This is a genomic window from Blautia sp. ZXY-1-C6, assembly GCF_056339875.1.
In genome coordinates this window covers 1-2,747 of sequence record NZ_JBWJVQ010000048.1, presented here as the reverse complement: position 1 = coordinate 2,747, position 2,747 = coordinate 1, and the positions used below count along the sequence as shown (strand labels likewise).

The 2,747-nt window shown below is 41.2% G+C and carries 2 protein-coding genes and 1 pseudogene; all 3 read left to right on the top strand.

All coding sequences use genetic code 11. From position 1 onward, the window contains the following. Nucleotides 1-746, top strand: a 746-nt coding sequence (locus tag AC075J_RS02095; RefSeq protein WP_476389912.1) for an FGGY family carbohydrate kinase, incomplete at its 5' end; no start/stop codon positions are given. A gap of 179 nt (nt 747-925) precedes the next feature. Next, complete coding sequence (locus tag AC075J_RS02090) at nt 926-1,795, top strand: phosphoribosylaminoimidazolesuccinocarboxamide synthase (RefSeq protein ID WP_020993888.1); 870 nt, start codon at nt 926-928, stop codon at nt 1,793-1,795. Nucleotides 1,796-2,010: 215 nt separating this feature from the next. Continuing rightward, nucleotides 2,011-2,747: pseudogene (locus AC075J_RS02085) on the top strand (hypothetical protein); the annotation flags it as partial.

Sequence of the window (2,747 nt, the reverse complement as noted above, 5' to 3'; positions counted from 1 at the left end):
AGACCTGCTTTAATGCCGGAGAAGCAAAAAATACTTATGGCACAGGATGTTTTCTTCTGATGAATACAGGAGAGAAACCTGTCTTTTCAAAGAACGGACTGGTTACTACGATTGCGTGGGGATTGGACGGAAAGGTAACCTATGCACTGGAAGGATCAATTTTTGTTGCAGGTGCAGCTATCCAGTGGCTGCGAGATGAATTAAAGGTAATTGATTCCTCTGAAGATTCCGAGTATATGGCAAATAAAGTATCAGATACACATGGATGTTATGTTGTGCCGGCCTTTACAGGACTGGGAGCTCCCCACTGGGATCAGTATGCGAGAGGTACGATCGTAGGAATTACCCGCGGTGTGAATAAATATCATATTATCCGCGCAACGCTGGAATCTATTGCCTATCAGGTAAATGACGTACTAAATGCCATGAAAGCAGATTCAGGCATTAATCTGGCAGCATTAAAAGTTGATGGCGGAGCCAGTGCCAACAATTTCCTGATGCAGACACAAGCAGATATTATCAATGCACCGGTCAACCGTCCATGCTGTGTTGAGACAACTGCAATGGGGGCTGCTTATCTGGCAGGTCTGGCAGTAGGCTACTGGAGCAGTAAAGAAGAAGTGCGCAACAATTGGTCCATTGACCAGAAATTCTACCCGTCTATCACCGAAGAAACAAGAGAGCAAAAGATTAAAGGATGGAATAAAGCTGTGAAATATTCTTACGGATGGGCGAAGGATGAATAAAGCCATTTCAGGATATGAAATGGAATTCATATTTGCTTACATTTTATCAGCAAAGCTAAATAAAATTCAGTGTATTGACAATCTTACAGAGATAGTGGTACGGTAATACAGTAATTTCGGCAAAGGCCGATGATTTTGGAGTTTTACAAATTACATAACGAATATTGAGGTGCGAAAAAATGCAGGAAATGAAACCAATCAAAGAAGGTAAAGTACGTGAGATTTATGACAACGGTGACAGCCTGATCATGGTTGCGACAGACCGCATCAGCTGCTTTGATGTTATCCTGAACAATCAGGTAACCAAGAAGGGAACTGTACTGACTCAGATGTCCAAGTTCTGGTTTGACATGACAGAAGACATTCTGCCGAACCACATGATTTCTGTAGATGTAAAAGATATGCCTGAATTTTTCCAGCAGGAGAAATTTGACGGAAACAGCATGATGTGCCGTAAGCTTGAAATGCTGCCTATCGAGTGTATTGTTCGTGGATACATTACAGGAAGCGGCTGGGAAAGCTACAAGAAGACAGGTAAAGTCTGCGGCATTGAATTACCGGAAGGACTGAAGGAATCTGACAAGCTTCCTGAGCCGATCTATACTCCGTCCACAAAGGCTGAGATTGGCGATCATGACGAAAATATCTCCTATGAGCAGAGCATCGCTCACCTTGAGAAATATTTCCCGGGCAGAGGAGAGGAATTAGCTGCAAAACTTCGTGATAATACAATTGCACTTTATAAGAAATGTGCGGAATACGCATTAAGCAAGGGAATCATCATCGCAGATACCAAATTTGAATTTGGTCTGGATAAAGACGGAAACATGGTGATCGGTGATGAGATGCTCACACCGGACAGCTCTCGCTTCTGGCCTGCTGAAGGATATGAACCGGGACATGGCCAGCCATCCTTTGACAAACAGTTTGCACGTGACTGGCTGAAAGCAAATCCGGACAATGACTGGACACTTCCGCAGGATATTGTAGATAAGACAATCGGAAAATATCTTCAGGGTTATGAAATGCTTACAGGTAAGAAATTATAATAATTCAGAGATATAGCAGATACTGCTGTTCGAAACATTGATAAAAGTTCGGACAGCAGTATTTTTTGCTAAAATGCCACAAAAATGTGGAAATCAGATAAATTTTTTGTTACACTAAAGTGAAGAAGGTAATGGAAGAGACAGGATTGTAGTCATGGAGTGTAGTTATATTTTTGTTTCTGAGATTATGAAAATGTGTAAGGAGAAAAAGGTTTATGAAAACACTGAAAAAGTTGCTTTTTATCATAATGGCAGTTGCTGTTTTAGCTATGCCGGTATTTGGTGTACAGGCTGCGGAAAGTGATATTCCTGTTACAGAGCAGCTCGGAGTATCCCCGACGCCATCTCCGGTTCCCATAAGAGAACTGGTTACAAAGGGAAACAAGATTTACTATTATTATAAGGGAAAAATGGTTAAGAACAAATGGAAGAGATATAATGGCTATAAGTATTATTTTGGCGCAAATGGAAATGCTGTGCGGGGAGGACAGCGTATCAACAATGTAGTTTATGTTTTTGATGAGAAAGGACGTTTATTTGAGAATAAACAGAATAAAATTGTGAAATCCGGATCCAATATTTATCATATAAGGACAGAACACGGCCGTGCCAGCATTGGATATTTTATCTATAAGAATAATCTGTATTATGCGGATCCAAAAGGAAGGCTGTATCAGAAGAAATCCAGACAGAACGGCCAGCTTTATTTTACCAATTCCGGTGCTGCAAGAAAAGATTATAATGCTCTGCTGAAAATGCGTGTGATGCAGATTGTATCGTCAATCACAAATTCAGGTATGAGTCAGAGCCAGAAGCTTTATGCATGTTGGAAATATGTTGTTTACGGAGGATTTTACTATGGTGGTCCGGATTCTAACATTTACCAGAGTGGCTGGGCGCGCAGTGAGGCATTGAGGATGTTTCGTGCAGGATATGGCAACTGTTATGGATT

Coding starts and splice junctions, on each gene's coding strand:
- AC075J_RS02090 (WP_020993888.1), top strand. CDS start 926: ATGCAGGAAATGAAACCAATCAAAGAAGGTAAAGTACGTGAGATTTAT.